The sequence below is a fragment of the Paraburkholderia panacisoli genome, from assembly GCF_008369935.1.
GTDB lineage: Bacteria > Pseudomonadota > Gammaproteobacteria > Burkholderiales > Burkholderiaceae > Paraburkholderia > Paraburkholderia panacisoli.
In genome coordinates, this window is sequence record NZ_VTUZ01000024.1 from 1 (window position 1) to 26,616 (window position 26,616).

Annotated in this window: 24 protein-coding genes and 1 other RNA gene; 4 read left to right on the forward strand and 21 right to left on the reverse strand. The window is 63.1% G+C overall.

The features are described from left to right. Window positions 1-168: 168 nt before the first annotated feature. The 3 genes from erpA to rplM form a co-directional block, all read right to left on the reverse strand. Entirely contained in the window at window positions 169-534 is a 366-nt protein-coding gene (gene erpA, locus FVF58_RS29735; protein ID WP_007180424.1) for an iron-sulfur cluster insertion protein ErpA, read from the reverse strand. Between the two features lie 272 nt (window positions 535-806). After that, complete coding sequence (gene rpsI, locus FVF58_RS29740) at window positions 807-1,199, reverse strand: 30S ribosomal protein S9 (protein WP_011489810.1); 393 nt, start codon at window positions 1,197-1,199, stop codon at window positions 807-809. A gap of 11 nt (window positions 1,200-1,210) precedes the next feature. Further along, window positions 1,211-1,639, reverse strand: coding sequence for a 50S ribosomal protein L13 (gene rplM / locus FVF58_RS29745; protein ID WP_020069304.1), 429 nt, complete (start codon window positions 1,637-1,639; stop codon window positions 1,211-1,213). A gap of 704 nt (window positions 1,640-2,343) precedes the next feature. Between rplM and FVF58_RS29750 the strand changes: the two genes are divergently transcribed. After that, window positions 2,344-2,766 carry an OsmC family protein gene (locus tag FVF58_RS29750; RefSeq protein ID WP_020069305.1) on the forward strand — a complete coding sequence of 141 codons (423 nt, stop codon included), beginning with the start codon at window positions 2,344-2,346 and terminating at the stop codon, window positions 2,764-2,766. Between the two features lie 130 nt (window positions 2,767-2,896). On the opposite strand, the gene rnpB is transcribed toward FVF58_RS29750, so the two are convergent. From rnpB to pyrC, 3 genes are all read right to left on the reverse strand, one after another. After that, window positions 2,897-3,310: RNase P RNA component class A (rnpB, locus tag FVF58_RS29755), an RNA gene on the reverse strand. A 148-nt stretch (window positions 3,311-3,458) separates the two neighbouring features. Beyond that, window positions 3,459-4,316, reverse strand: coding sequence for a DUF3025 domain-containing protein (locus tag FVF58_RS29760; RefSeq protein ID WP_149673357.1), 858 nt, complete (start codon window positions 4,314-4,316; stop codon window positions 3,459-3,461). A 12-nt stretch (window positions 4,317-4,328) separates the two neighbouring features. Continuing rightward, the gene (gene pyrC / locus FVF58_RS29765) at window positions 4,329-5,390 is read right to left on the reverse strand and encodes a dihydroorotase (RefSeq protein ID WP_149673358.1); all 1,062 of its coding nucleotides are present in this window, start codon (window positions 5,388-5,390) and stop codon (window positions 4,329-4,331) included. 168 nt (window positions 5,391-5,558) lie between these two features. Between pyrC and FVF58_RS29770 the strand changes: the two genes are divergently transcribed. Beyond that, the gene (locus tag FVF58_RS29770) at window positions 5,559-6,494 is read left to right on the forward strand and encodes a class II glutamine amidotransferase (protein WP_149673359.1); all 936 of its coding nucleotides are present in this window, start codon (window positions 5,559-5,561) and stop codon (window positions 6,492-6,494) included. A gap of 120 nt (window positions 6,495-6,614) precedes the next feature. Here the strand turns inward: FVF58_RS29770 and FVF58_RS29775 are convergent, their stop codons facing one another. From FVF58_RS29775 to FVF58_RS29800, 6 genes are all read right to left on the reverse strand, one after another. Next, window positions 6,615-7,340, reverse strand: coding sequence for an amino acid ABC transporter ATP-binding protein (locus FVF58_RS29775; RefSeq protein ID WP_149673360.1), 726 nt, complete (start codon window positions 7,338-7,340; stop codon window positions 6,615-6,617). Next, on the reverse strand, window positions 7,337-8,014 hold the full coding sequence (gene gltK / locus FVF58_RS29780) for a glutamate/aspartate ABC transporter permease GltK (RefSeq protein ID WP_149673361.1): 678 nt from the start codon (window positions 8,012-8,014) through the stop codon (window positions 7,337-7,339). Before gltK ends, FVF58_RS29775 begins: the two co-directional genes overlap by 4 nt. After that, complete coding sequence (locus FVF58_RS29785; RefSeq protein WP_149673362.1) at window positions 8,014-8,754, reverse strand: amino acid ABC transporter permease; 741 nt, start codon at window positions 8,752-8,754, stop codon at window positions 8,014-8,016. The genes gltK and FVF58_RS29785 overlap by 1 nt, the downstream gene beginning before the upstream one ends. Window positions 8,755-8,836: 82 nt before the next feature. Then, entirely contained in the window at window positions 8,837-9,730 is an 894-nt protein-coding gene (locus FVF58_RS29790; RefSeq protein ID WP_149673363.1) for a glutamate/aspartate ABC transporter substrate-binding protein, read from the reverse strand. Window positions 9,731-9,992: 262 nt separating this feature from the next. Then, on the reverse strand, window positions 9,993-11,306 hold the full coding sequence (locus FVF58_RS29795; protein ID WP_149673364.1) for a Glu/Leu/Phe/Val family dehydrogenase: 1,314 nt from the start codon (window positions 11,304-11,306) through the stop codon (window positions 9,993-9,995). 137 nt (window positions 11,307-11,443) lie between these two features. Further along, entirely contained in the window at window positions 11,444-12,400 is a 957-nt protein-coding gene (locus FVF58_RS29800) for a LysR family transcriptional regulator (protein ID WP_149673365.1), read from the reverse strand. A gap of 244 nt (window positions 12,401-12,644) precedes the next feature. On the opposite strand from FVF58_RS29800, the gene purB reads away from it, so the two are divergent. Next, window positions 12,645-14,033, forward strand: a complete 1,389-nt coding sequence (gene purB, locus FVF58_RS29805) for an adenylosuccinate lyase (RefSeq protein WP_149673366.1) — start codon at window positions 12,645-12,647, stop codon at window positions 14,031-14,033. Window positions 14,034-14,161: 128 nt separating this feature from the next. Here purB and FVF58_RS29810 read toward each other — a convergent pair whose 3' ends face one another. The 4 genes from FVF58_RS29810 to edd form a co-directional block, all read right to left on the reverse strand. Next, complete coding sequence (locus FVF58_RS29810; RefSeq protein WP_149673367.1) at window positions 14,162-14,656, reverse strand: gluconokinase; 495 nt, start codon at window positions 14,654-14,656, stop codon at window positions 14,162-14,164. Window positions 14,657-14,666: 10 nt separating this feature from the next. Further along, the gene (locus FVF58_RS29815; protein WP_149673368.1) at window positions 14,667-16,076 is read right to left on the reverse strand and encodes a GntP family permease; all 1,410 of its coding nucleotides are present in this window, start codon (window positions 16,074-16,076) and stop codon (window positions 14,667-14,669) included. A 260-nt stretch (window positions 16,077-16,336) separates the two neighbouring features. Further along, on the reverse strand, window positions 16,337-16,978 hold the full coding sequence (gene eda, locus FVF58_RS29820) for a bifunctional 4-hydroxy-2-oxoglutarate aldolase/2-dehydro-3-deoxy-phosphogluconate aldolase (RefSeq protein WP_149673369.1): 642 nt from the start codon (window positions 16,976-16,978) through the stop codon (window positions 16,337-16,339). A gap of 26 nt (window positions 16,979-17,004) precedes the next feature. Further along, the gene (gene edd, locus FVF58_RS29825; protein ID WP_149673370.1) at window positions 17,005-18,933 is read right to left on the reverse strand and encodes a phosphogluconate dehydratase; all 1,929 of its coding nucleotides are present in this window, start codon (window positions 18,931-18,933) and stop codon (window positions 17,005-17,007) included. A gap of 294 nt (window positions 18,934-19,227) precedes the next feature. On the opposite strand from edd, the gene FVF58_RS29830 reads away from it, so the two are divergent. Further along, entirely contained in the window at window positions 19,228-20,073 is an 846-nt protein-coding gene (locus tag FVF58_RS29830; RefSeq protein ID WP_149673371.1) for a MurR/RpiR family transcriptional regulator, read from the forward strand. Between the two features lie 125 nt (window positions 20,074-20,198). On the opposite strand, the gene FVF58_RS29835 is transcribed toward FVF58_RS29830, so the two are convergent. From FVF58_RS29835 to leuS, 5 genes are all read right to left on the reverse strand, one after another. Next, window positions 20,199-20,615, reverse strand: coding sequence for a CopD family protein (locus FVF58_RS29835; RefSeq protein WP_149673372.1), 417 nt, complete (start codon window positions 20,613-20,615; stop codon window positions 20,199-20,201). A gap of 69 nt (window positions 20,616-20,684) precedes the next feature. Then, window positions 20,685-21,956, reverse strand: a complete 1,272-nt coding sequence (locus FVF58_RS29840) for a glutamate-5-semialdehyde dehydrogenase (RefSeq protein WP_149673373.1) — start codon at window positions 21,954-21,956, stop codon at window positions 20,685-20,687. Between the two features lie 227 nt (window positions 21,957-22,183). Then, complete coding sequence (gene holA / locus FVF58_RS29845; RefSeq protein WP_149673374.1) at window positions 22,184-23,302, reverse strand: DNA polymerase III subunit delta; 1,119 nt, start codon at window positions 23,300-23,302, stop codon at window positions 22,184-22,186. Between the two features lie 54 nt (window positions 23,303-23,356). Beyond that, on the reverse strand, window positions 23,357-23,908 hold the full coding sequence (locus tag FVF58_RS29850; protein WP_246217238.1) for an LPS-assembly lipoprotein LptE: 552 nt from the start codon (window positions 23,906-23,908) through the stop codon (window positions 23,357-23,359). Between the two features lie 91 nt (window positions 23,909-23,999). Further along, a complete protein-coding gene (gene leuS / locus FVF58_RS29855; protein WP_149673375.1) occupies window positions 24,000-26,591 on the reverse strand; it encodes a leucine--tRNA ligase in 2,592 nt (863 codons plus the stop codon). Window positions 26,592-26,616 lie beyond the last annotated feature (25 nt).

Here is a 26,616-nt window from a genome sequence, read left to right on the forward strand (position 1 = left end):
CGAGCGGCTCAAGCAACTTCCAAATGAAAAACGGCCCGGGCGCAATTGCGCTCGAGCCGTTAAATCCAGACCTTTCCGCTACACCGTTCGATTCCTGAAGAAAGACCTTAACTGAACGGCATTAGGGTCGAGGCCCCGTTTTTTGCACAGCCTGTTGCACGACGCCGATCACACCGAGAACGACGAGCCGCAACCACAGGTGGTGGTAGCGTTCGGGTTCTTGATGACGAACTGCGCGCCGTTGATGTCGTCCTTGTAATCGATCTCTGCGCCGACCAGGTACTGGTAGCTCATCGAGTCGATCAGCAGCTGGACGCCGCTCTTGTTCATGACGGTGTCGTCTTCGTTGACGGCTTCGTCGAATGTGAAACCGTACTGAAAGCCCGAGCAGCCGCCGCCCTGCACGAAAACGCGCAGTTTGAGGTCCGCATTGCCTTCTTCTTCGATCAGTTGCTTGACCTTGTCAGCCGCTGCGTCGGTAAAAACGAAGGGGGCGGGCATCTCGGTCACGGGTGTATCGGTGACTGCGTTCATTCGAACTCTCCAAAAAGCTTCTAGCCGCTATTGTAGGGCTGATCTGAATATCGTGCTGAAGCCCACAAAATCAATGGGTTCTTCCCGCGGCACCAACGGACGGCGCGAACGAAAAAAAACACTGCTCCGGCGACGAATCCGCAGCCGCCAGCCCGAGCCTCGGAGCCATAACTCAAAGCCACAACCCAGAGTCATAAAAAAAGCCGCCTTCGCGAAAGCGTTGGCGGCTTTTGCAGCGCACCGGCCCTGGAGCCGGTTCGCACCCGAAGCGATTAACGCTTCGAGAATTGCTTCCTGCGACGTGCCTTGTGGAAACCGACCTTCTTACGTTCCACTTCACGCGCGTCACGCGTGACGAAGCCTGCCTTCGACAGTTCCGGCTTCAGCGTTGCGTCGTAGTCCATCAGCGCGCGGGTGATGCCGTGGCGAACCGCACCGGCTTGACCCGTTTCACCGCCACCCGTCACGTTGACCTTGATGTCGAACGTGACGCCGTGGTTCGTGAGTTCCAGCGGCTGACGCACGATCATCAGCGACGTTTCGCGCGAGAAGTAATCGGCGATAGGCTTGCCGTTCACAACGATGTCGCCCTTGCCTGCCTTGATGAACACGCGTGCGACGGCGCTCTTGCGGCGGCCCGTGCCGTAATTCCAGTTACCGATCATGTGGGCTCCCCTTAGATCTCGAGCGCTTTCGGCTGTTGTGCCGAATGCGGATGCGTTGCTTCAGCGTAGACCTTCAGCTTCTTGATCATCGCGTAGCCGAGCGGGCCCTTCGGCAGCATGCCCTTGACCGCTTTCTCAAGCGCGCGGCCCGGGAAGCGTTCCTGCATCTTGCCGAACGTCGTTTCATAGATACCGCCCGGGTAACCCGAGTGGCGATAGTACTTCTTGTCAGTAGCCTTGTTGCCCGTGACCTTCAGCTTGCCGGCGTTGATAACGATGATGAAATCACCGGTGTCGACGTGGGGAGTGAATTCAGGCTTGTGCTTGCCGCGAAGACGGTGTGCCACTTCGCTGGCGACACGCCCGAGAACCTTATCCGTCGCGTCAATCACGTACCATTCGCGCGTCACCTCATGGGCTTTTGCGGAAAACGTCTTCATGATCGATCCAAAAAAATTGCTGCGCCCAATGTGTTTTTTCCTGCTTGTAGTGTGCGCATCGAGGCGCGTGCAGGCTCTCCCTGGTTCTTCCTCCGCGGGCGCGGATGCGGAAAAGCCCTGAATTATAAAGGAATTTGCGACTGCAAGTCAAAACGTGCGCGGTTTTGTGACTCCGCACCGCAGGTAAGCGATGCGACGCGGGCCATTTCGCGCCCTCAGCCGGCCTGAAATCGAGCTTAATTTCGACAACAGCAACGCAACCGCAAGAGCGAAAACAGGCGAAAAAAAACCCGAACGAGCGGTTCGGGTTTAATCCACCAAAGGAGGAGGTGGAGGAGACAGCGGAGGTTGTGCAAACTACTGCAACCGATGGTAGCGATTATATGAGTCCAGCTTGTGCGACGCAAGAATATTTGCATTGCGAAATTCGATTTCACAATGCGGTAGTCAGCCACAAACATCGAATGAGCCAAAATCTCCTTTTAAATCAGTCACTCGATGCTTCAACGCGAAGGGGTGGCGCAAAGCATGTCTAGAGTAAAACCCCTAAACTCATCAGGGCATTCCCGAATCGGCTGAACATGCCGCACCGCAACACACAAGCCGCTATCCTGCATAATTTTCGTCAAAAGTCGCCTCGGGCGGATCCGCAGGCCTCGGGCTACAATGCCGTCTCGATATTGCAAAGCGCGGTGGAGCACAGCATGGAATGCAAAGTGAGCTGGATGGGGCAAGACGGGATGGCATTCGCGGCCGAGACAGGCAGCGGTCATCTGGTCGCGATGGACGGCGCGCCTGAAGGCGGCGGCCGCAATCTCGCGCCGCGTCCGATGGAAATGGTTCTGCTCGGCACGGGCGGCTGCACCGCCTACGACGTCGTGATGATCCTGAAGAAGAGCCGCCAGGAAGTCGCCGGTTGCTCGGTGACGCTGAAGGCCGAACGCGCCAGCGAAGATCCGAAGGTGTTCACCAAGATCCACTTCCACTTCACCGTCACCGGCAAGAACCTGAACCCGGCCACCGTGGAGCGCGCAATCAATCTGTCGCACGACAAATACTGCTCGGCCTCGATCATGATCGCGAAAACCGCCGAGCTGACGCACTCGTTCGACATCGTCGCGAACTGAGCGGCCAATGGCTGGCCCTGGCGCGCTGCGCCGCGGCAACCGCCATGCTGGCGCCGGACGGGGCGTCCAAAATACGCGCACCAAATGAAAATGCCGGCGTCCGCAAGGACGCCGGCATTTCTTGTTCAGGTGGCAAAGCAGGCCGATAAGCCGGATTCTGTGCACGCGCAACGTCCGAAAACGCGACGCGCGTGGCAGCCATTCCTCTAGGCGCGCCATTACTGACGCGCTCAAGCTTCCTACCCGCAGACGAGACGGGGGCCCCGTCCTGCATCTCGAAGATGCGCGCCTGCCTACTTGGAATTGCTCCGGGTGGAGGTTACCGTGCCGGTCTGCCTTGCAGCAGCCGCGGTGCGCTCTTACCGCACCGTTTCACCCTTACCTGATCCCGGCTTGCGCCGGGCCATCGGCGGTTTGCTTTCTGTTGCCCTGTTCCGCGTGTTGCCACGGATGGCCGTTAGCCATCACCCTGCCCTGTGGAGTCCGGACTTTCCTCGCCCTCTTTGGCCGAAGCCGCCGAGGCCGCGACTGCCTGGCCTGCTTTGCTGCGGCGGATTTTAACATCTGCGCGGCCGGCAAGCCGCCGCATCGGCTGAAATAGCCGAATGGCGAGCGGAAACAGCAATGGGATGCGAGCGATCCGCCGTAGTGGATACGGGCAGCGAGTCTCGCCGAAAACCTCGCGGTCCCTTTTAGCGGCTGCGCCGCCCCGCGCGAAATACCGATGCGTCGTCGTAAAACGCGGACGATTCGTTCTCGGGCCACCAGCCCGGAATGCCTAGCACCGGAAGCGGCGCAAACATGCGGCTCGTCAGCGCTTCGGTGCCGAGCAGCGCCGTGCTGACCGATTCGTCCAGCCACGCGTCGCGCGCAGCAGCGTCCCATTCGAAATACGCGGCCGGCACATCGACGATCCAAGCATGCCCCGTGCAAGCCTTGAACGGCGCGATCAGCTTTTCCAGCAACGCGTGGCCGAAGCAGCGCACTTCGCAACTCGTACCCCACGCATCGCGCCGGGCAACCAGCAGCGTCTGCCAGTCGAAGCCGCGTAGCGCCATGCTCAAGGCGGGATCGGCACAGGCGAACAGCAAAGCGTTCTCATCGAACAAGGTCAGCGTATCGCGCACGCCGCCGCGGGTCGGGCCGACGCCCAGCGCGTCGATCGCCGCCGACTGCCGCGCGTTCAACGCCGCCTTGATGCGCGGAAACGCAAACCACATCGAGCCGTTGAAGAAGTCGTGCAGATTGTGGCGCGTCGGCACGCAGCCGGTCGACGCGATGTGCGCCTCGTACGCCGCGCCGGCCGGCAGATCGTCCTGCGCGATGAACGCAAGGCGCTGACCGCGGCCCGTGGTCAGCCGCATCTCGGCGGCGTCGGCGTTCATTTCGGCGAGCAAGGCCGCGTAGCCCGTCAGCGCGGCCTGCTGCCAGCGCAGGCCGCGCCGGGCAAACTGCGCGAACCATGGCTGCGACCAGTCGATCGCGGCGAAGCCCGGCAGTGCTCCTGCCCCGGCTGGCGCCGCGTCGTGCCCCGTCTCACGCAGCTGCATCGAGCCGATGCCTCAAACCAGGCGCCAGCCAATCGACTCGCCGCCACGCAGCGGCACGACCGGCGTATCGCCGACCGGCAATTCGGCCGGCAGCGTCCATTCCTCGCGACGCAGCGTCACTTGCTCCGCGTTGCGCGGCAGGCCGTAGAAATCCGCGCCGAAGAAGCTCGCGAAGCCTTCGAGCTTGTCGAGCGCACCGGCTTTGTCGAATGCCTCGGTGTACAGCTCGAGCGCGTGCAGCGCCGTGTAGCAGCCCGCGCAACCGCACGCATGCTCCTTCAAGCCCTTCGGGTGCGGCGCGCTGTCGGTGCCGAGGAAGAAGCGCGGATTGCCCGACGTCGCCGCCTCGACCAGCGCCACGCGATGCGTCTCACGCTTCAACACGGGCAAGCAGTAGTAGTGCGGGCGAATGCCGCCCTGGAAGATCGCATTGCGGTTGTACAGCAGATGGTGCGCGGTGATCGTCGCGCCGAGCAGCTCAGGCGACGCACCGGCTTCGCGGATGTAGTCGACCGCGTCTTTCGTCGTGATGTGTTCGAACACCACCTTCAGCGCCGGGAACGCGCGGCGCAGCGGCGTCATCACGCGGTCGATGAACACCTTCTCGCGGTCGAACAGATCGATCGACGAATCCGTCACTTCGCCGTGCACCAGCAGCGGCATGCCCAATTCCTGCATCGTTTCGAGCGTTTTCGCGCACTTCATGATGTCGGTGACCCCCGCGTCTGAATTGGTCGTGGCCCCCGCCGGATACAGCTTCACGCCATGCACGAAGCCGCTCTCTCGCGCGCGGCGGATCTCGTCGGGCGGCGTGTTATCGGTCAGGTACAGCGTCATCAGCGGTTCGAATTTCGCACCATCCGGAATCGCGGCAATGATCCGCTCGCGGTACGCCTGCGCCATCGCGGTAGTCGTGACCGGCGGCTTCAGGTTCGGCATGATGATCGCGCGGCCGAACTGGCGCGCGGTGTCCGGCAGCACGGCGGCCAGCATCTCGCCGTCGCGAACGTGCAGGTGCCAGTCGTCGGGACGGGTGAGCGTGATGGAGTCGGGGGAAACGTTAGAAGCGGTCATGGCGAATGGGGAACGAAGATTCTGCGGGAAAAGCCAATCGACCCGGTCAAACCGCCGTGTTGCGGCCCAAACACACGTCAATTTTGCTATTTGGCGTTTCTGGCTCGGTGATATGCTTGGAAAATCATCATTGTAACGGCTCGCCCCGTTCACAGGCTCACCCGCAACATGTGCCAACTTCTCGGAATGAACTGCGCCGCGCCGACGGACGTCACCTTCTCGTTCACCGGCTTCGCGGCGCGCGGCGGCGTCACCGATCATCATGCCGACGGCTGGGGCATCGCCTTCTTCGAGGATAAAGCCTGCCGCCTGTTCATCGACCATCAGTCGTCGGCCACCTCGCCGATCGCCGAGATGGTCAAGCGCTACCCGATCAAATCGAAGAACACGATCGCTCACATCCGCAAGGCGACGCAAGGGCATATCCTGCTCGAAAACTGCCACCCGTTCATGCGCGAACTGTGGGGGCGTCACTGGATCTTCGCGCACAACGGCGATCTGAAAGATTATGCGCCGCAACTGTCGGGCGTTTATCAGCCGGTCGGCACGACCGACAGCGAGCTCGCTGTCTGCGCGCTGCTGGAAGGTTTGCGCAAGGCGTTTCCGGGTGCGCAGCAACCTCCGCTCGAAGAACTGTTCGCCGCGCTCGAAACCCTCACGCGCGAAATCACGCAGTTCGGCGTGTTCAATTTCCTGATGTCGAACGGCCAGGCGCTGTTCGCGCATTGCTCGACGCATCTGCATTACATCGTGCGGCGCTGGCCGTTTTCCACCGCGCACCTGGTCGACGCGGACGTGTCGATCGACTTCGCCAAATACACGACGCCGGAAGACCGCGTCGCGGTGATCGCGACCAAGCCGTTGACCGACAACGAAGTCTGGACCGCATTCGAGCCGGGCGATCTGATGATGTTCCAGCATGGCGACGTGATCGGCCGCATCAACGTGCCGGTGCCGGCGTCGGTGCTCGAAAAGCTGCGCAATCCCGCGCTGGATGCGTCGGCGTCGGCCACCACGATCGCAGCGTCGACGGCGCACACGGTCATGGCCGACAGCGAGTCCGACCTCGAAGCGGCCGACGACGCCGCGGCATTCGAGTCCTGATCACGCCACACGCCGCGCTCGCGGACCAGACCGGATAGATCACCCGCCAACAGAAAAGCCGCTCCCGGGAGCGGCTTTTTTCGTTCACGCCAGCCCCAAAGCGCTGGCCGTGCAAGACCCTCAGTGCAGGATCTTCGCCAGAAAATCCTTCGCGCGATCCGACTTCGGATTGGCGAAGAAATCTTCCTTGCGGTCGTCTTCGACGATCAAGCCCTTGTCCATGAAGATCACGCGGTGCGCGACCTTCTTCGCAAAGCCCATTTCGTGCGTAACGCACATCATGGTCATGCCTTCCTGCGCGAGTTCGACCATCACGTCGAGCACTTCGTTGATCATTTCCGGATCGAGCGCCGAGGTAGGCTCGTCGAACAGCATCGCGATCGGGTCCATCGACAACGCACGCGCAATCGCCACGCGCTGCTGCTGACCGCCCGACAACTGTCCCGGAAACTTGTCCGCATGCGCGCGCAAGCCGACGCGATCGAGCAGCTTCAGCCCTTTCGCGGTGGCTTCGTCGCTCGAGCGGCCGAGCACCTTCATCTGCGCGAGCGTCAGGTTCTGCACGATCGACAGATGCGGGAACAGCTCGAAGTGCTGGAACACCATGCCGACCTTCGAACGCAGCTTCGACAGATTCGTTTTCTTGTCGGTCAGCGACTGGCCGTTGATGACGATCTCGCCCTTCTGGAACGGCTCGAGGCCGTTGACCGTCTTGATCAGCGTGGACTTGCCCGAGCCCGACGGCCCGCACACCACCACCACTTCACCTTTTTTGACTTCCGTCGTGCAGTCGGTCAGCACCTGGAACTGACCGTACCACTTCGAAACATTCTTGATAGAGATCATCTTGCGACCTTTTTCTGAAGACCTTTGACAAGGCTCGACGCGACCACACAGATCACGAAATAAACCGCGCCCGCGAACAGTACCATCTCGACATTCGTGCCGTCACGATCGCCAATATTCGTGGCGGTGCGGAAGAAGTCGGCGAGGCTGATCACATAGACGAGCGACGTATCCTGAAACAGCACGATACCCTGCGTGAGCAGCAGCGGCACCATTGCGCGGAACGCCTGAGGCAGCACGATCAGGCGCATCGATTGCGCGTAGGTCATGCCGAGCGCGAACGCCGCGTTGACCTGCCCGCGCGGCACCGCCTGGATGCCGGCGCGGATGATCTCCGAATAGTACGCTGCCTCGAACAGCGAGAAAGCGACCATTGCCGATGCGAGGCGGATGTCGATATCCGGCGACAGCCCGAGCACGTTTTGCAGCACTTGCGGCACGATCAGGAAGAACCACAGCAGCACCATCACCAGCGGGATCGAACGGAAGATCGTCACGTAGCCCTTCGCGAACCACTCGAAGGGTTTGAACGACGACAGCCGCAGCATCGCCAGAATGGTGCCCCAGATGATGCCGAACACGATCGCGATCAACGTGATCTTCAAGGTGACGATGGCACCGGTCCACAGCGTAGGCAGTGCGCCCGGAATACCACTCCAGTCGAAATGATGCATCACTTGCCTCCGATATAGCCGGTCAACCGGGTTTTCGCTTCGACCCAGCGCATCAGTTGCATCACCACCAGGTTGATCAGCATGTACGCCACCGTGACCGCGATGAACGACTCATAAGTCTGCGACGTGTAGTCGACCAGTTGGCGCGCCTGCGCGGACAGGTCAAGCAGACCGATCGTCGACGCGACCGCCGAGTTCTTGAAGATGTTCAGAAATTCGGACGTGAGCGGCGGCACGATGATCCGGTACGCGACCGGCAGCAGCACGTAGCGATACGTCTGCCATTGCGTGAAGCCCATCGCCAGACCCGCGGCGCGCTGGCCGCGCGGCAACGCGTTGATGCCCGAGCGCACCTGCTCGCACACACGCGCGGAAGTGAACAGCCCGAGACAGATGATCGACGACGAGAAGAACTGCGCGGCTGGCGGCAGTTGCTTGAACCAGTTGCCCATCGACGCGGGCAGCAGCTCCGGTATCACCAGATACCAGATGAAGAACTGCACGATCAGCGGGATGTTACGGAAAATCGCGACGTAGACCGTGCCGATCCCCGAGGCCCATTTGTTCGGCACCGTACGCAGCACACCAAAAAGCGAGCCGACGATCAGCGCGATCACCCATGCCGACAGCGACACGGTAATCGTCACCCAGAGGCCCGAGAACAACCAGCCCAGATAGGTGGTCGGCTCGCCGGTGGAGACCGGACTCAGCAGAATGCCCCAGTTCCAGTGATATGACATGACCAAGACTCCAGCAAAAAGAAACGGAAGAAGCGCGTGGCCCCTTCCGTTCCGTTCAGCGTTTCAAAAAAACAACTGAGGTTTAATCGATTGCCTTGTCATTCGGATTCTTGAAGAGCGCCTTCATGTCGTCGCTTTGCGGGAAGTTCAGGTTCAGGCCCTTCGGCGGAATCGGCGATTCGAACCACTTCTTGTAGATCTGATCGGCTTCGCCCGAGGTCTGGACCTTCGCGATCGCGTCGTCGGCGACCTTCTTGAACTCCGGATCGTTCTTGCGCATCATGCAGCCGTACGCTTCACGCGATTGCGGCGCGCCGACAATCACGTAATCGTTCGGGTTGTTCGACTTCGCGCGTTCGCCCGCGAGCAATGCGTCGTCCATCATGAACGCCGCGGCACGGCCCGTGGACAGCGTCAGGAACGACTCGCCGTGGTCCTTCGCGCTGATGATGTTCATGCCCATGCTCTTGTCCTGGTTCATCTTGCGAAGCAGGCGCTCGGAGGTGGTGCCGGCAGTCGTGACGACCGTCTTGCCCTTCAGGTCGGGCCAGTCCTTGATGCCGGAGTCTTTCTTGGTCATCAGGCGCGTGCCGATCACGAAGATGGTGTTCGAGAACGCGGCCTGCTGCTGGCGCTCCAGGTTGTTCGTGGTGGAACCGCATTCGATGTCCACGGTGCCGTTCTGCACCAGCGGAATGCGGTTTTGCGACGTGATCGGCGTCAGCTTCACCTTCAGGTTAGGCATGTTCAGCTTCTGCTTGACGGCCTCGACGACCTTCATCGCGAACTCTTGCGAATAGCCGATGACGTTCTGCTTGTCGTCGTAATACGAAAACGGGATCGACGATTCGCGATGACCCAGCGAAATGACGCCTGTGTCCTTGATCTTTTTCAGCGTACCCGCGTCTTGCGCGTGCGCGCCGACCGTGAACAGTCCGAGAGTCGCGAGCAGCAGCGCAGCTTTTTTAACCTTCATGTTGTGATCTCCTAGGCAAGAACCGGCGCCAGTTTAGCAAAGTAATTATTCTGAAAGTATGGCTATAAACCATGCTGTTGCGCGCGCGCCGCTAAGGGCTCGCGGCGCCTGGAACCAGTCCGCGGACTTTTGCGCATAGGCAAAGGCGGGCGACATCGATCCGATGCCGCCCGCCGGGTACGACACGCGGTCTTGTGGACCGCGTTCAGGCAAGAATTGCCGGCGAATCCGCAGGGTAGCGCAGTCGCCGTTCAAACAAAAATCAGGGGTACAGACCGCGCATTTCGCGCGCTTGCAAAATCCGCTTACAAGCAACGATAAACGCCGCCGTGCGCACCGACACGTTCTGCTCGCTCGACACCTGCCACACCGCGGCAAATGCTTCACGCATCACGCGCTCCAGACGCTGGTTGATCTCGTCCTCGGTCCAGAAGAAGCTGGAGAAGTCCTGCACCCATTCGAAGTACGACACCGTCACGCCACCCGCATTGGCCACCACGTCCGGGATCACGAGGATGCCGCGATCGTGCAGGATGTCGTCCGCCGCCGTGGTGGTCGGGCCGTTGGCGCCTTCCACGATGATCTTCGTCTTGATCTTTCCGGCGTTCTTTTCGGTGATCTGATTTTCCAGCGCGGCCGGAATCAGGATGTCCGATTCGACCGTCCAGAACTCTTCACTGCTCACGGCATCTGCTTCCGGGAAGCCGCCCACGCCACCCGTCTTCGCGACGTGCTCGAGCAGCGCGCCCGCGTCGATGCCGGTCGATTTGTACAGCGAGCCGGTGTGATCCTGCACCGCGACCACCTTCGCGCCCGCTTCCTGGAACAGCCGCGCGGCAATCCCGCCGACGTTGCCGAAGCCCTGCACGGCGATGCGCGCGCCTTCGATATCGAAGCCGATGCGGCGCGCCGCCTCGCAGCCGACCACGAACACGCCGCGGCCCGTCGCCTCGCGGCGGCCCAGCGAACCGCCGAGCGTGATCGGCTTGCCGGTCACGACGCCGGTGGCCGTTTGGCCCTGGTTCATCGAGTACGTGTCCATCATCCACGCCATGATCTGCTCGTTCGTGTTCACGTCCGGCGCGGGGATGTCGGTATTCGGTCCGATGATGATGCCGATTTCGCTGGTGTAGCGGCGCGTCATGCGCTCCAGTTCGCCACGCGACAGCGTGCGCGGATCGACGCGGATGCCGCCCTTCGCGCCGCCGTACGGCACGTTCACCGCTGCATTCTTCACCGACATCCACGCGGACAGCGCCATCACTTCGGACAGCGTCACATCCTGGTGATACCGCACGCCACCCTTGCCCGGACCGCGCGACACGTTGTGCTGCACGCGATAGCCTTCGAAGTGAGCGACGGTGCCGTTATCGAGTTCGATGGGCACGTCGACGATCAGAATGCGCTTCGGGCGCTTCAGGGTTTCGAGCCAGCGGGACAGCGAGCCGAGGTACGGCGCGACGCGGTCGACCTGACGCAGGTAGTTGCCCCAGGGGCCGAGGTCTTCGCTATTGAGGTAGGAGGGAACGGACTGCGACGATGCTGCGGATTGGGCGGTTTGCTGCTGGGAAGACATGAACGCTCCGGCGTTGATCGAATACGTGCATTGTCGAAAAACGCCCTTTTGAAATCCAATGCCGTTTCCTTATCCGATTATGTTTTTTTTGCATAACGTTCGGGAAGCTGCAAATTCGCGTCGTGACGGTGCAGGTTTTATGCAGCGTCCTGCCCTAGCTCCTCCGACACGACATCCCACAACTGGCGCACGAGTATCTGCCGCGCATCGTCGCTTTTCGCCGCGAGCTTGTCGCGGTACAGGCGAATCTCCATGCTCAGCGTGAGCTGGCCTTCGGGCGTGCCGCGCGTCGCGCGATCGAGGCGGATCAGCTTGCCTTCGGCGACCGCGTCTTCCACCGCGCTGTGCGGCAGGAAGGCGATGCCGTGGCCGGCCAGCGCCATTGCCTTGAGCCCTTCGGCCATGTCGGTTTCATACAGCCGATCCAGATACAGACGCTCCGGCGCGTTGGCGAGGATCACTTCGGTCATGCGTCCAAGATACGCGTTCGGCGTGTAGGACAGATACGGCGTGGGCGCCTCCGCCGTGCCCGGCAACGTATGACGCGGCCGGCCCGCGCGGCCCGGCGCCGAGAACGGGCTGATCGGCTCGTTGCCGAGCGTCAGCATGTCGTAGCGTGCCGGATCGAGCGCGACCGGGTGGCTGGGATGGTGATAGCCCATCATCAGATCACAGCCGCCCTCCACCAGCGACAACGCCGCGTCGTGCACGTTGAGCGCCCGCAGCCGCGTATGGATCGGGCCCAAATGCGCTTCGATGCGTTGCAGCCAGCGCGGGAAGTACGTCAGCGACAGCGTATGCGGCACCGCGAACTCGATGGTCGCCTGCGGCGTCGCCGTATGGCCGCGCAGCAGCGCGCGGGCCTCGTGAAACTGCGACAGCATCGCGAGCGCCTGCTCGTTGAACACCTGGCCAGCTGCCGTGAGCCGCGTCGGATAAACCGAACGGTCGATCAGTTCCGTGCCGAGCCACGCTTCGAGCGCCTGGATGCGCCGCGAAAACGCCGGTTGCGTGACGTGGCGCAATTCGGCCGAGCGGCTGAAACTGCGCGTTTCCGCGAGCGAAACGAAGTCTTCGAGCCATTTCAGTTCCATGCGGGGTGTGCTGCCGGGCGGGAGGAAGAAGTCAGCATTCTAGCGGCGCGCAAGCGGCGTGACGCGTTCACGCCGTTGCGGATCGCGGAGCGGCCGCCAGGCGGGTGCCCTGCGCGCCCGGTGGCCACGCGCGCGGCAAAATCAAGGCCAGAGTCGGCAGGCACGCGCGCAGTGGTAAAATTCGCGGTTCCCTCCGTTCCCGATCCGCTCTCTGAGCGCTCAACGCTTCGACCCGGTCCCCATCATGTCCGACACCCGCCCCGACACCCTGTTCGCGCTGAACGCGCTCTCCCCGCTCGACGGCCGTTACGCGTCGAAAACCGAAGCCCTGCGCGACTGGCTCTCGGAAGCCGCTTTCATGCGCAATCGCGTGACGGTCGAAATCCATTGGCTGATCGCGCTGTCGCGCGCCGGCTTCGCCGAAGTGCCGCGTTTTTCCGAAGCGTCCGAACAATTCCTGCTGCAACTGGCCGAGCGCTTCACCGCGCACGACGCCGCGCGCATCAAGGAAATCGAACGCGTGACGAATCACGACGTGAAAGCAGTCGAGTACTGGCTGAAGGAATCGGTCAAGGGTCAGGAAGAACTCGAACGCGCGAGTGAGTTCATCCACTTCGCGTGCACGTCGGAAGACATCAACAACACGTCGCACGGTCTGATGCTGGCCGGCGCCCGCGAACACGTGATCTTGCCGGCGCTGCGCTCGGTGCATCAGCGCCTCGTCGCGCTGGCTCACGCGCACGCCGAACAGCCGATGCTGTCGCGCACGCACGGCCAGCCGGCCAGCCCGACCACGCTCGGTAAGGAAATCGCCAATGTCGCAGCGCGCCTCGAACGCGCGATCGACCGTGTCGCGAAGGTCGAACTGCTCGGCAAGATGAACGGCGCGGTGGGCAACTTCAATGCGCACCTGTCCGCGTATCCGGAGTTCGACTGGGAAGCGTTCTCGCGCGAAGTGGTCGAACAGCGCCTGAAGCTCACGTTCAATCCGTACACCATCCAGATCGAGCCGCACGACTACATGGCCGAGCTGTTCGACGCCGTGTCGCGCGCCAACACGATCCTGCTGGATCTGGACCGTGACGTATGGGGCTACATCTCGGTCGGCTACTTCAAGCAGCGCACCAAGGCGGGTGAAATCGGCTCGTCGACGATGCCGCACAAGGTCAACCCGATCGACTTCGAAAACTCCGAAGGCAACCTGGGTCTCGCGAACGCCACGCTGCGCCACCTGGCCGACAAGCTGCCGGTGTCGCGCTGGCAGCGCGATCTGACCGACTCGACGGTGCTGCGCAACATGGGCGTCGCGTTCGGTTACTCGCTGCTCGCATACGACTCGCTGATCCGAGGTCTCGACAAGCTCGAAGTCAACGCGCAGCGTCTGAACGAAGATCTGGACAACTGCTGGGAAGTGCTGGCTGAGCCGGTGCAGACGGTGATGCGCCGTTACGGCATCGAAAACCCGTACGAGCAGTTGAAGGAACTGACGCGCGGCAAGGGCATCACGCGTGAAGCGCTGCAAAGCTTCGTCGGCGGCCTCGCGATTCCCCAAGACGCGAAAGACCGTTTGCTCGCGATGACACCGGCTTCCTACATCGGCAAGGCAGTCGAACTGGCGAAGCGCATCGCCTGATTCGCCGCGTCACGCTTCCTGCACGCACGCCTCGTTACGCGAGGCAGGCATAAAAGAGCCGCTCCTCGGAGCGGCTCTTTTTTCATCCCTACGACAACGACAAGCCGAGCAAGCTAGCTAGCGGAACCTCACCGCTCGCCGACCTGCTTCAACACATCGTCGACGATCTCTTCCGGCGACAGTTCGATGCTCACCGTGATCGCTTCATCCGCGCCCGGCTCTTCGAGCGTGTCGAGTTGGCTTTGCAGCAGTGACGGATCGAAGAAATGGCCGGTGCGGGTGGTCAGACGCCCTTCGAGCACCTCACGCGAACCCTTCAGGTAGACGAAGCACACGTCCTTGTCGCCGGCGCGCAGGATGTCGCGATACGAGCGCTTGAGCGATGAACACGTGAACACCGCCGTCTCGCCCGCCTTCTGCTTTTCTTCGATCGCGGCGCGGATGGTTCTCAGCCACGGCCAACGGTCTTCGTCGGTGAGCGGAATGCCGTGGTGCATCTTCTCCTTGTTGGCGGCGCTGTGAAACGCGTCGCCGTCGGTGAACGCGCAGTGCAGGCGCTCCGCCAGCATTTCGCCAATTCTCGTCTTGCCGGCGCCCGACACGCCCATTGCGATCAGAATCATCTGAAACTCCTTACAGGACCGCCGCGAGCGCGAAGGTCAAGCCCAAACCCATCAGCGAGATGATGGTCTCGAGGAGCGACCATGTCTTGAAGGTCTGCCCCACCGTCATACCGAAGTACTCCTTGATCAGCCAGAAGCCGCCGTCGTTCACGTGCGAGAAGATCAGCGAGCCCGAGCCGGTGGCGAGCACCAGCAACTCCGGCTTGACCTGCACCCCGCTCGCCGCCGCGATCGGCGCGACGATGCCGCAGGCGGTGGTCATCGCGACCGTGGCCGAACCCGTCGCAAGACGGATCAGCGCTGCGACGAGCCAGCCGAACAGCAGCGGCGACATATGCGCCGCGGTCGCCACATTGACGATTTCCTTCGAAATGCCGCTATCCAACAGCACGCGGCCGAAACCGCCGCCCGCGCCGACGATCAGCGTAATACCCGCGATCGGCGCAAGACAATCACCGCAGAACTTCTGGATCTGCTCGCGCGTGAAGCCGCGGCTAGCGCCGAAGGTCCAGAAGCTGACCAGCACGGCCGTCAACAACGCGACGTCCGAGTTGCCGAAGAAGCGCAGCAGATCGTTCGGCAGCGTCTTCGGCGTCGAGATCAGATCGGCCCAGCTGCCGATCAGCATCAGAATCACCGGCAGCAGGATCGTGAACAGCGTGATGCCGAAGCTCGGCAATTCGCGCTTCGGCGCCTTGCTTGCCGCGTTGCTTGCTGCGCCGTTTTTCGCGTCATTGCCGTTGCCGTCAGCGCTGCCCAGGAATTGCGCGGCCAGCGCGTTTTCCTTCGGCAACGTGATATAGCGGCTGATGAGCAGCGCGAACAGCGGACCGGCGACGATCGCAGTCGGAACACCGACGATCAAGCCATAGGCAATGGTTCTGCCGATATCCGCGTGATACGCCTGCACCGCGAGCATCGCGGCCGGGTGCGGCGGCAGCAGCCCGTGCACGACGGACAGACCCGCGACCATCGGCAAGCCGACCAGCAGCAGCGATTTATTGGTGCGCTTCGCGACGTTGAACGCGATCGGAATCAGCAGCACGAAGCCGACTTCGAAGAACACCGGCAAGCCGACGATGATCGCGACGACCATCATTGCCCAGTGGATGTTCTTCTCACCGAAGAAGTGGATCAACGTGGTGGCGATGCGCTCGGCGCCGCCCGATTCGGCCATCATCTTGCCGAGCATCGTGCCGAGACCGACCACCACCGCGATGTGCCCAAGCGTGTTGCCGTTACCCGTTTCGAACGATTTGACGATGGTGGCCATCGGCATGCCGGCTACGAGGCCGAGCAGCAACGACACCATGATGAGAACGAGGAACGGATAAACCTTGTAGCGCGTGATCAGCAAGATCAGCAAGGCGATGGCGATCACCGCGTAAACCAGCAGCATGCTGCCGTGGACAGCTTCCATGAAGCTCCTCCTTTGCGTTATTGATTGTGAGTGCGGAACGTCGGCCCGCACGGTGTCTCACGGCGACCTGCGCTGCGCCGAAAACCCGGCTGACCGCGCGGACGCTGAATTTTACTGTTTGTTTCCTGAAAGCGCGCGTCAATCCGTAGCGCATATAGCAAAGAACAAAGAAGCCTCGGCGCGACAGCCTGAGCGGCTGTATCGACGAGGCTCCTGATCGGACCTTGATCGTGTGACTTGAAGTGGCCGGGCTCTTACTCTTAGTGTGCGGGCGCGGCGAGCTGGCTGGCGGCACGCGCCAGACGCGTGACCTCGGCCCAATTCTGCGCGGCCAGCGCGGCCTTCGGCGTGAGCCACGAACCGCCGACGCACACCACGTTCGGCAACGACAGGAAAGTCGTCGCCGTTTCGGCCGTGATGCCGCCGGTCGGGCAGAACTTCAGCGTCGGGAACGGGCCATGGAAGGCCTGCAGCATCGGCACGCCGCCGGCTTGCTGCGCCGGGAAAAACTTGACGATTTCGTAGCCGAGTTCCAGCGCCGTGATGATGTCGGTGGGCGTCATCACGCCCGGCAGCAGCGGCAAGCCCGCATCCTGCGCGGCCTTGTGCATGTCCTTCGTCAGACCCGGCGAGACGCCGAACTGCGCGCCCGCTTTCTTCGCCTGCGCGCAGTGCTCGGGCTTCGTGATCGTGCCGACGCCGACCACGATGTCGTCGGCCAACTGGCTCGCGCGCTCGATCGCTTCGAGGCCGGCCGCCGTGCGCAGCGTGATTTCCAGCACCTTCACGCCGCCCGCGTGCAACGCGCGCGACACGTGTTCGCCCTGTTCGGCCGAGTCGAACGCGAGCACCGGAATCACCGGGCCGAGGCGCACGATATCGCTTACTGTTTTCGACGTCATAGTCAGACTCCTTGTTTCCGCAGCACTTAGCTGGCTTGAGTGGTGCTTGTGTGTTTGTCGGTATGCGCTTTGGACGCTGTGCCGTGCTGCGTTGCGTGAGCGGTTGCGTCCTGACCCGCGTGCTCGCCCACCATCTTGCCGAACACCGACGCGCCCTGCTCCGCCGGCGCCGCCGCCGCGCGGAACACACCGAACAGCTCGCGGCCGAAGCCGACTTCGTTTTCCGCCTGATGCTTCGACTCGGCGTTGGGCCGCGCCGCCCATTCGGCCGCGTCGATCTCGATGTCGAGCACGCCCGCTTCGGCGTCGATCACCAGCATGTCGCCGGTGCGCACCTTGCCGATCGGCCCTTGCAGCAACGCTTCCGGCGACAGGTGGATCACCGCCGGCACCTTGCCCGAAGCGCCCGACATGCGGCCGTCCGTGACCAGCGCGACATGGAAACCTTGATCCTGCAACACACCGAGCAACGGCGTCAAACGATGCAGCTCAGGCATGCCGTTTGCACGCGCGCCCTGGAAGCGCACCACGGCGATGAAATCGCGCTTCAGTTCGCCCTTGTCGAAAGCCTCCTGCACCGCTTCCTGCGAGTCGAACACGATCGCCGGCGCCTTCACCGTGCGATGCTGCGCCGCGACCGCCGAAATCTTGATCACGCCACGGCCGAGCTTGCCCTGCATCAGACGCAAGCCGCCGTCCGGCTGGAACGGCTCCTTGATGCCGCGCAGCACAGCGGTATCCGCGCTCGCCTCGACGGCCGGCACCCATTGCAGCTTGCCGTCGATCAGCTTCGGCTCTTCGGTGTAATGCTTGAGCCCCTTGCCCGCGACCGTGTTCACGTCGGCGTGCAGCAAGCCGCCTTCCAGCAGGTTGCGCACGAGGAACGCGACGCCGCCGGCCGCGTGGAAGTGATTCACGTCGGCCTTGCCATTCGGATAAATCTTCGCGAGCAGCGGCACCACTTGCGACAACGCGTCGAAGTCGTCCCAGTCGATCACAATGCCCGCCGCACGCGCGATCGCGACCAGATGCAGCGTGTGGTTCGTCGAGCCGCCCGTCGCCAGCAGCGCGACGATGCCGTTGACGATCGCCCTCTCGTCGACCACGTGGCCGATCGGCATGTAGTGGCCGCGCTCCACCGTCAGGTCGAGCACGCGGCGCGCGGCTTGCGCGGTCAGCGCGTCGCGCAGCGGCGTATGCGGATGCACGAAGGCCGAACCCGGCAGATGCAGGCCCATCACTTCCATCAGCATCTGATTGCTGTTCGCGGTGCCGTAGAACGTGCAGGTGCCGTGGCTGTGATACGCGGCGGCCTCCGCTTCGAGCAGCGCGTCGCGGCCGCATTGGCCGGTGGCGAACTGCTGGCGCGTCTTGGCTTTGTCGTCGTTGGACAGGCCGCTCGCCATCGGGCCGGCCGGCACGAAGATGGTCGGCAGATGGCCGAATTGCAGCGCGCCGATCAAGAGGCCCGGCACGATCTTGTCGCAGATGCCGAGACACAGCGCCGCGTCGAACATGTTGTGCGTGAGCGCGACCGCCGTGCCCATCGCGATCACTTCGCGCGAGAACAACGACAGCTCCATGCCCGCATTGCCCTGCGTGATGCCGTCGCACATGGCCGGCACGCCGCCCGCGACTTGCGCGACACCGCCGTTCTCACGCGCGGCCTGCTTGATGATGTCCGGGTAGTTTTTGTACGGCGCGTGGGCCGACAGCATCTCGTTGTACGAGGACACGATGCCGATGTTCGGCTCGCGGATCTGCTTGATGACGAGCTTGTCGTTGCCTTCCAGACCGGCGAAGCCGTGGGCCAGATTCGCGCACGAGAGCGCGCCGCGCGCCGGGAACTTGCCCTGCGCGTGATGGATGCGGGCCAGATAGGCGTCGCGCGTGGGCTTGCTGCGCTCGATCACGCGCCGCGTGACCTTCAACAATTGCGAATGCGGGGAAACCATCGGAGCTCCTTCGTCGCTGGCGGCAGGTGCACGCGCACTTTGCCAGGTAGGTATCGCGGGGGGGCGTCGGCTCAACCGACGACGCCATCTTAGTAGAAAAACTACACGATCGCAACGACGTTTTCTGCTGCACCGCCGCATCTGGCCGGATCACGCAATGCCTTACTGGCGGCCAATTAGCGGCGAACAGCAGAAATCCTGGGGATTACACCTACGGGCGAAAATGTAGTTTTTGTACCTTCTCGTGCAATCGGCTATAGTCCACGCATTCTTCAGCATAGTGCGAGTTTTCCGATGATGCTGTCCCAAGTGGAAGAGATGCGCGAGCAGTTGCGCCCGTCCGAGCGCAAGCTGGCCGACTACGTGATCGAGTCTCCGCGCGAGGTGCTCGACCTGTCGATGACGGAAGTCGCCGCCCGCGCGGGCGTCAGCCAGCCGACCATCGCGCGGTTTTGTCATGCGCTCGGCTTTTCGGGGTTTCGCGAGTTCAAGATCCGGCTCGCGCAGGGGATCGCCGCCGAGGTGCCCGCCGTCTATCGCGACGTGCGGCCCGACGAGCCGACGCCGGGCGTCGCCGCCAAGGTGCTCGACCGGACCATCGGCGCGCTGATCCAGGTGCGCAACAATCTGTCGTCGGACAGCGTGGCGGCGGCGATCGGGATACTGGCGCAGGCGCGGCGCATCGAGTTCTACGGCGCGGGCGGCTCGGGGATCGCCGCGCTCGACGTGCAGCACAAATTCTTCCGGCTCGGCATGCCGAGCGTCGCGTATTCGGACCCGCATACGTTTCTGATGTCGGCTGCGCTTCTCGGCGCAGGCGATGTCGTGGTGGCGATCTCGAACACCGGCCGCACGCGCGACATCATCGACGCCGCGAAAGCCGCGCTCAACGCGGGCGCGAAGGTGATCGCGATCACGCACGGCAATTCGCCGCTCGCGCGGCTTGCGACGGTCGGCCTGTTCGCGAACGTCGACGAAGACACGGATATCTTTTCGCCGATGACTTCGCGCGTGTCGCATCTGGCGATCGGCGACATTCTGGCGGTGGGCGTGGCGCTCAGCCGTGGACCGGAGCTGGTAGAAAAGCTCGCGCAGACCAAAGAGGTGATTCACCGGCGCAGGGTCGATTCACACGGGTGAGGTACCGGCGATTCGCGAAGCAGCACGCCAGATACAGAAAGGGCTGTTTGCCGATTGATCGGCAAACAGCCCTTTTTCATTGCAGCGATGAACATCACGTCGGGCCTCGCGGCCCGGCGTCGAGATCAGAACGGCTTGATCACGACCAGTGCGACCGCCGCCAGCATCCCGAGCACCGGCAGTTCATTGAACATCCGATACCACTTGTCCGAGCGACGATTCTCGCCACGCTCGAAAGTGCGCAGCAGCACGCCGCAGTACGCGTGATAGATGATCAGCAGCACCACCACGCCGACCTTCGCGTGAATCCAGCCCTCCCCGCTGCCAATGCCGATGAAAAGCCACAGCCATAGACCGCACGCCAAAGCCGGCACCGCGATGAAGGTCATGAAGCGGAACAGCTTGCGCGCCATGATCAGGAGCCGCGCAATCGCGGCGGGTTCCGTTTCCATCGCCAGATTGACGAAGATGCGCGGCAAATAGAACAGGCCAGCGAACCAGGAGGCAATCAACACGATGTGAAACGTCTTTACCCAAAGCATCAGCGGTCCTTGTGCAACGTGGTGGCGTAGGCCGGCGCGCGCGCCGGCCCGCTGCCGCGATTATCGCGGCTATTGACGGCCTTCGCCGTGGCCCAGCACGACGTATTTGAGCGACGTCAACCCTTCCAGGCCGACCGGACCGCGCGCGTGCAGCTTGTCGTTCGAGATGCCGATCTCCGCACCCAGGCCGAACTCGAAGCCGTCCGCGAAACGTGTCGAGGCGTTGACCATCACGCTGGCCGAGTCCACTTCGCGCAGGAAGCGCATCGCGCGATCGTGGTCTTCCGTGACGATCGCGTCGGTGTGTTGCGAGCTGTAGGTATTGATGTGGTCGATCGCCGCGTCGAGATCGTCGACCACCTTGATCGCCAGCACCGGCGCGAGGTATTCGGTGCGCCAGTCTTCCTCGGTGGCATCGACGAGCGGGCCCACGCCCGCATCCGCCAGCACCGCGCGCGCCGCCGCGTCCACCCGCAGCTCGACGTCCTTGCCGCGGTACAGCTTGCCGAGCGGCGGCAGCACGTCGGCGGCGATGCCGCGTGCGACCAGCAGCGTCTCCATCGTGTTGCAGGTGCCGTAGCGGTGCGTCTTCGCGTTGTCGCAGACGGTCAGCGCCTTGGCCAGGTCCGCGCGGTCGTCGACATACACGTGGCAGATGCCGTCGAGGTGCTTGATCATCGGCACGCGCGCTTCGTTGATGAGCCGCTCGATCAGGCTCTTACCGCCGCGCGGGACGATCACGTCGACATAGTCGGTCATCGTGATCAGCTTGCCGACCGCCGCGCGGTCTGACGTGGCGACCACCTGCACGGCATCCTGTGGCAAGCCGGCCGCTTGCAGGCCTTCGCCGATCAGCTTCGCCAGCGCGGTGTTGCTTTCGAGCGCTTCCGAGCCGCCACGCAGAATCGTCGCGTTGCCGGATTTCAGACACAGCGCCGCGGCGTCGATGGTCACGTTCGGGCGCGATTCGTAGATGATGCCGATCACACCGAGCGGCACACGCATCTGGCCGACCTGAATGCCGCTCGGCCGATACTTCAGATTGCTGATCTCGCCGATCGGATCGGCCAGCGCCGCCACCTGCCGCAAGCCTTCGAGCATCGTGTTCAGCGCTTTGTCCGACAGCGTCAGACGGTCGATGAACGCGGCGTCGTGCCCTTTGTCGCGAGCGCGCGCGACGTCGCGTGCGTTGGCTTCCTTGAGCAGCGCGGCATCGCGCTCGATGGCCTGCGCAACGGCCGCGAGCGCGGCGTTCTTCGACGCCGTCGAGGCGCGCGCCATCGCACGCGAAGCCTGGCGGGCGCGGCGACCGAGGTCGGTCATGTACTGGTCGATATCCATGGTCATTCTCGTGGTGCCGCGCACGTCGACGTGCGGCGGACAAGCAGGATTAGCGAAAGATCAAACGATTGTAAGTCGGGTACAGGTGCTTTGCTCGCGGCGGCGGTCGGTATGGCCTGGCCCGAACTTGCGCGCTTGACGCGGCGCCTGGAAAAACGATCGGGACCTGGAGGATGCCGCGCGCGCAGCTGACAGAAACTACGTCGCGCTGTACTTCAAGCTGCGGTTCACGCTGGCCTTCGCCCCGGCGCGCCCGCTCCCGCCCGAGGTCGTGGCGGCGGCACCGGCGCCGACTTTGGCGACGCGACCGTCATGGCCAGTTCGAACAGGCCGTCCCACGGATCAGGCGGCGGATCGTTTCGATGATTGCCCGGCGTGCCGCCCGACAACCCCTTCACCTGCCGATCCAGCCGCGCCGCCAACGCTAGCGCCTTCTCCATCGCACCTTCGGTGACACGCGAGAGCGCCGGCCCGATCAGCCGCTCACGCGGCCCCCACACGCGGTTCTCGCGCACCAGCATCGCGAGCGGCTTGCCGGCCGCGACGCCGCGCTTGATCCGCAACAGCGTGCGCACTTCTTCGACGACCGCCCACAACACCAGCACCGCAGCCTCGCCTTCGCCGCGCAGTCCGTCGAGCATGCGCGACAAACGGCCGACATCGCCCGCCAGCATTGCTTCGTTCAGCTTGAAGACGTCGTAGCGCGCGACGTTGAGCACCGCGTCGTGAACTTGTTCGAAGCTCAGTGAGCCGGCCGGATACAACAGCCCGAGCTTCTGGATTTCCTGATGCGCGGCGAGCAGATTGCCTTCCACCCGTTCGGCGATGAACGCGAGCGCGCGCCGCCCTTCCTCGCCGGCGGCCACCCGCTGACCCTGCGCCGCGAGACGCTGACCGACCCAGTTCGGCAACTGCGCGCGTTCGACCGGGTCGATCTTCAGCGCGGCACCCGCATCCGCGAGCGCCGTGAACCAGGCCGACTTTTGCGTGGCCGCGTCGAGACGCGGCAGCGTGACGATGGTCAGCACGTCGTCGTTGACGGCGGCGGCGAGCGCCTTCAGCGCATCCGCGCCTTCCTTGCCGGGCTTGCCCGACGGAATGCGCAACTCGACCAGTTGACGGTCGCCGAACAACGACATCGACTGGCTCGCGCCCAGCAGCGAACTCCAGTCGAAACCCCGTTCGACCGTGAACACCGAGCGGTCGGTAAAACCGGCCGCGCGCGCCGTCACGCGAATCCGGTCGCACGCTTCCTGCGCGAGCAGGTGCTCGTCGCCGTACACGACGTACAGTCCGGCGAGTCCCTTCGCGAGATGCGCTTCGAGCGCGTCAAGTCGCAGTTGCATGGCTACTGGTCGGCGAGGTTGAACAGGTGCGGTGAATCGGACACGGCATCACGCTCACAGCGGCGGCGGCGGCAACGGCGCGCGCGGCGCGATGGCCGGCACGCCTTCGCCCGGCGCCGGATTCATCGAGCGCACCACTCCGAGGCGGCGGATCAGCTGGTCGATCGCGTCGTTTTCCATGTCGGCGAACAGGATGTCGGACTCGGCGGCCTTGGCTTGGGAGAACTGATCGCTGTAGGTCATCGCGCGATTCAAGGCGATCACGCTCGCCGGGATCAGCACGGTGCCGTCCTTGCCGGTCAGCGTGTAGTTCATCGACAGATTCAGTTGATACTCCGCTACCACGCCGAGCGAGTTCAGCGTCAGCGTGCTCGTGCTGCGCGCTTGCGTGAGTTGCAAGATCGCGTCGGCATTGGCGACCGAAGTGACCACCACCGTGTCGCTGCCGCCCTGCACCATGCGCGTGAGCCGCGCGACGGCGGCCGGGGAACCGCCCGAAACATAGAGGCGTTTGAATGCGTAGTCCTGCTGGCCGCGCAACTGGAAGCCGCAGGCCGACAACATCATCACGCTGCAAGCCAGCGTCAAAAACGATCTGCGAGTCACATTGGCTCCCGGTTCGCAGTAGATTGCGCAGCGCAGACAAGCACCGCCACGCGCGGCGGCGCTTTGTCTGCCGACATGTTTTCGTGGATCGTCAAACGACCACGTTCACGAGACGGCCCGGCACCACGACGATCTTCTTTGGCGCCTTGCCTTCGCTGAACTTGGCGACCATTTCGTGAGCCGCCGCGAGCTGTTCGATCGCTTCGCGCGTCGCGTCTTTCGCCACCGTGATCGCGCCGCGCACCTTGCCGTTCACCTGCAACACGAGTTCGATCTCGGCCTGCTCCAGCGCCTTTTCGTCGACCTTCGGCCATGCGGCGTCGAGCAGCGAGCCGAATTCGTCGGCGTAACCGAGTTCCTGCCACAACTGGAAAGTCTGGTGCGGCACCACCGGGTACAGCACGCGCAGCATCACGCCGTAGGTTTCGCGCAGCACGGCCGGCTGGGCGCCCTTCGCGCTGTCGAGCGCGTTGAGCATCTTCATCGCGGCCGACACCACCGTGTTGTACTGCAGACGCTGGTAGTCGAAGTCGGCCTGCTTCAGCACGCTGTAGATCTCGCGGCGCAGCGGCTTGTCGGCTTCGTTGAATTGCACGGCGTCGAGCTGGCCGCCCGCGCGCAACGCGGCTTCGTTCGCGTGACCGAAATTCCACACGCGGCGCAGGAAGCGGCTCGCGCCTTCGACGCCCGAACCGGACCACTCGAGCTGCTGCTCGGGGGGCGCAGCGAACATCACGAACAGACGCGCGGTGTCCGCGCCATGCTGATCGATCAGCAATTGCGGATCGACGCCGTTGTTCTTCGACTTCGACATCTTCTCGACGCCGCCGAGCACCACCGGCTGGCCGTCCTCGTTCAAGACAGCGCCGACCGGACGGCCCTTGTCGTCGAACGACACGGTGACGTCCGCCGGGTTGTACCAGGTCTTCTTACCGGCTTCGTTTTCGCGGTAGTAGGTTTCGTTGAGCACCATGCCCTGCGTGAGCAGGTTCTTCGCCGGCTCGCCAAACTTGATCAGGCCCAGGTCGCGCATCACCTTCGCCCAGAAGCGCGAGTACAGCAGGTGAAGAATCGCGTGTTCGATGCCGCCGATGTACTGGTCCATCGGCGCCCAGTAGTCGGTGCGCTCGTCGACCATGGTCTGCGCGTCCGGCGCCGCATAGCGGTAGAAGTACCAGGACGAATCGACGAACGTGTCCATCGTGTCGGTTTCGCGTTTGGCCGCGCCGCCGCAGGTCGGGCAGGTGCAGTTCACAAACGCTTCGGACTTCGCGAGCGGGTTGCCCGTGCCGTCCGGCACGAGGTCTTCCGGCAGCACCACCGGCAGATCTTTTTCCGGAACCGGCACGTCGCCGCAGCTCGGGCAGTGGATGATCGGAATCGGCGTGCCCCAATAGCGCTGGCGCGACACGCCCCAGTCACGCAGACGCCATGTGATCTGCTTGTCGCCGAGGCTCAGTTCCTTCAGGTCCGCGGCGATCTGGTCGACCGCCTGGTCGTACGCGAGGCCGTCGTACTTGCCGCTGTTGACCAGCGTGCCGGCCTTCTCGCCGTACCATTCTGCCCAAGCTTCCGTCGAGAACTCCTTGCCTTCGACCGCGACCACCTGCTTGATCGGCAGGCCGTATTTCTTCACGAACGCGAAGTCGCGCTCGTCGTGCGCGGGCACGCCCATCACCGCGCCTTCGCCGTAGCTCATCAGCACGTAGTTGCCGATCCACACTTCGACCTGTTCCTGCGTCAGCGGATGCGTGACGTAGAAGCCGGTGGCCATGCCCTTCTTTTCCATCGTCGCGATGTCGGCTTCGGCGACGCCGCCGCGCTTGCATTCGTCGATGAACGCCTGCAGTTCCGGCTTGCCTTGCGCGAGACGCGTGGCGAGCGGATGTTCGGCGGCGATCGCGCAGAAGGTCACGCCCATGATCGTGTCGGCGCGCGTGGTGAACACGCGCAGCAGCTTCTGTTCGCCGTCGATTTCATACGGGAAGCCGAAGTTCACGCCGAAGCTCTTGCCGATCCAGTTCTGCTGCATGATCTTCACGCGCTCGGGCCAGCCGAGGCCGTGGAGGTCGTTCAGCAGTTCATCCGCGTACTGCGTGATGCGCATGTAGTACATCGGGATTTCGCGCTTCTCGACGAGCGCGCCCGAGCGCCAGCCGCGGCCGTCGATCACCTGCTCGTTGGCGAGCACGGTCTGATCGACCGGGTCCCAGTTGACCGTGCCGGTCTTCTTGTACGCGATGCCCTTTTCGAGCATCTTCAGGAACAGCCACTGGTTCCACTTGTAGTAGTCGGGGCTGCAGGTCGCGACTTCGCGCGTCCAGTCGATCGCGAGGCCCATCGACTGCATCTGCTTCTTCATGTAAGCGATGTTGTCGTAGGTCCACTTCGCGGGCGGCACGTTGTTGGCCATCGCGGCGTTTTCCGCCGGCATGCCGAACGCGTCCCAGCCCATCGGCATCAGCACGTTGTAGCCGTTCATCCGCAGATAGCGGTACATCACGTCGTTGATCGTGTAGTTGCGCACGTGCCCCATATGCAGCTTGCCCGACGGATACGGCAGCATCGAGACGCAATAGAACTTGGGCTTGTCGGTGGTTTCCGTCGTCTTGTACGCGTCGATGGCGCGCCATTGCCCTTGCGCGGCAGCTTCGACGTCGGAGGGAACGTATTTTTCGTGCATGGTGTGATGAGATCGCTGGGTTCGG

What these genes read in the sequence shown, in the direction of transcription:
- erpA (WP_007180424.1), bottom strand. Translation starts at nt 534, where the DNA reads ATGAACGCAGTCACCGATACACCCGTGACCGAGATGCCCGCCCCCTTC.
- rpsI (WP_011489810.1), bottom strand. Translation starts at nt 1,199, where the DNA reads ATGATCGGTAACTGGAATTACGGCACGGGCCGCCGCAAGAGCGCCGTC.
- rplM (WP_020069304.1), bottom strand. Translation starts at nt 1,639, where the DNA reads ATGAAGACGTTTTCCGCAAAAGCCCATGAGGTGACGCGCGAATGGTAC.
- FVF58_RS29750 (WP_020069305.1), top strand. Translation starts at nt 2,344, where the DNA reads ATGGAATGCAAAGTGAGCTGGATGGGGCAAGACGGGATGGCATTCGCG.
- FVF58_RS29760 (WP_149673357.1), bottom strand. Translation starts at nt 4,316, where the DNA reads ATGCAGCTGCGTGAGACGGGGCACGACGCGGCGCCAGCCGGGGCAGGA.
- pyrC (WP_149673358.1), bottom strand. Translation starts at nt 5,390, where the DNA reads ATGACCGCTTCTAACGTTTCCCCCGACTCCATCACGCTCACCCGTCCC.
- FVF58_RS29770 (WP_149673359.1), top strand. Translation starts at nt 5,559, where the DNA reads ATGTGCCAACTTCTCGGAATGAACTGCGCCGCGCCGACGGACGTCACC.
- FVF58_RS29775 (WP_149673360.1), bottom strand. Translation starts at nt 7,340, where the DNA reads ATGATCTCTATCAAGAATGTTTCGAAGTGGTACGGTCAGTTCCAGGTG.
- gltK (WP_149673361.1), bottom strand. Translation starts at nt 8,014, where the DNA reads ATGCATCATTTCGACTGGAGTGGTATTCCGGGCGCACTGCCTACGCTG.
- FVF58_RS29785 (WP_149673362.1), bottom strand. Translation starts at nt 8,754, where the DNA reads ATGTCATATCACTGGAACTGGGGCATTCTGCTGAGTCCGGTCTCCACC.
- FVF58_RS29790 (WP_149673363.1), bottom strand. Translation starts at nt 9,730, where the DNA reads ATGAAGGTTAAAAAAGCTGCGCTGCTGCTCGCGACTCTCGGACTGTTC.
- FVF58_RS29795 (WP_149673364.1), bottom strand. Translation starts at nt 11,306, where the DNA reads ATGTCTTCCCAGCAGCAAACCGCCCAATCCGCAGCATCGTCGCAGTCC.
- FVF58_RS29800 (WP_149673365.1), bottom strand. Translation starts at nt 12,400, where the DNA reads ATGGAACTGAAATGGCTCGAAGACTTCGTTTCGCTCGCGGAAACGCGC.
- purB (WP_149673366.1), top strand. Translation starts at nt 12,645, where the DNA reads ATGTCCGACACCCGCCCCGACACCCTGTTCGCGCTGAACGCGCTCTCC.
- FVF58_RS29810 (WP_149673367.1), bottom strand. Translation starts at nt 14,656, where the DNA reads ATGATTCTGATCGCAATGGGCGTGTCGGGCGCCGGCAAGACGAGAATT.
- FVF58_RS29815 (WP_149673368.1), bottom strand. Translation starts at nt 16,076, where the DNA reads ATGGAAGCTGTCCACGGCAGCATGCTGCTGGTTTACGCGGTGATCGCC.
- eda (WP_149673369.1), bottom strand. Translation starts at nt 16,978, where the DNA reads ATGACGTCGAAAACAGTAAGCGATATCGTGCGCCTCGGCCCGGTGATT.
- edd (WP_149673370.1), bottom strand. Translation starts at nt 18,933, where the DNA reads ATGGTTTCCCCGCATTCGCAATTGTTGAAGGTCACGCGGCGCGTGATC.
- FVF58_RS29830 (WP_149673371.1), top strand. Translation starts at nt 19,228, where the DNA reads ATGATGCTGTCCCAAGTGGAAGAGATGCGCGAGCAGTTGCGCCCGTCC.
- FVF58_RS29835 (WP_149673372.1), bottom strand. Translation starts at nt 20,615, where the DNA reads ATGCTTTGGGTAAAGACGTTTCACATCGTGTTGATTGCCTCCTGGTTC.
- FVF58_RS29840 (WP_149673373.1), bottom strand. Translation starts at nt 21,956, where the DNA reads ATGGATATCGACCAGTACATGACCGACCTCGGTCGCCGCGCCCGCCAG.
- holA (WP_149673374.1), bottom strand. Translation starts at nt 23,302, where the DNA reads ATGCAACTGCGACTTGACGCGCTCGAAGCGCATCTCGCGAAGGGACTC.
- leuS (WP_149673375.1), bottom strand. Translation starts at nt 26,591, where the DNA reads ATGCACGAAAAATACGTTCCCTCCGACGTCGAAGCTGCCGCGCAAGGG.